A 610-nucleotide genomic window follows, 5' to 3' on the forward strand; every position below is an offset into this window, starting at 1 on the left:
ACCTCCTGTCAAAAACATGTGCATTACATCACTTCCGAATTTACGGTTGTTCTTTTCTACATATGTATTTTGTAAAAAGTTAGGTACACTGAATCCTACATAATATTTATCTGTATAATAAAATGCTCCTGCTCCTACATTGAAAAAACTTTGACTTGTATTTTCCGCGAAAGCTGGATCATTTGCATCTGGAACATATCCATTTATCTCACTAAAAAAATCGGATTGTTGCATGGTCATACCTGCTTTTAATCCTAAGGCTAAATTATGACCCGGTTGTAATTTTAGGGTATAAGAGAAATCTGCATATACATTATTCTCCGATACAGGTCCTATTTTATCTGAAATTACAGATAATCCCAATCCAACCTTTTTACCAACTCGTCCGTTTCCGAAAAAAGTGGTCGTCTTTGGTGCTCCTTCCAATCCTGACCATTGTTCACGATGTAAAAGCCCTAATGACAAACCTTCGCGTGATCCAGCATAAGCCGGGTTAATCACACTTTGGTTGTACATATACTGGGTGTAATGTGGATCTTGTTGCGCTGATGATTCCGCAAGCCCTAACAAAGCTAATAAAGCACTTATGTATATTTTCTTCATAAAGTTA

The 610-nt window shown here is 36.7% G+C and carries 1 protein-coding gene; it reads right to left on the minus strand.

The features are described 5' to 3' along the window. Nucleotides 1-603 (minus strand): PorP/SprF family type IX secretion system membrane protein (locus EG240_RS15965; RefSeq protein WP_148096368.1); only part of this gene is annotated, 603 nt, incomplete at its 3' end. Nucleotides 604-610: the final 7 nt, after the last annotated feature.

Origin of the sequence: Paenimyroides tangerinum (genome assembly GCF_003865405.1) — a bacterium.
GTDB lineage: Bacteria > Bacteroidota > Bacteroidia > Flavobacteriales > Flavobacteriaceae > Flavobacterium > Flavobacterium tangerinum.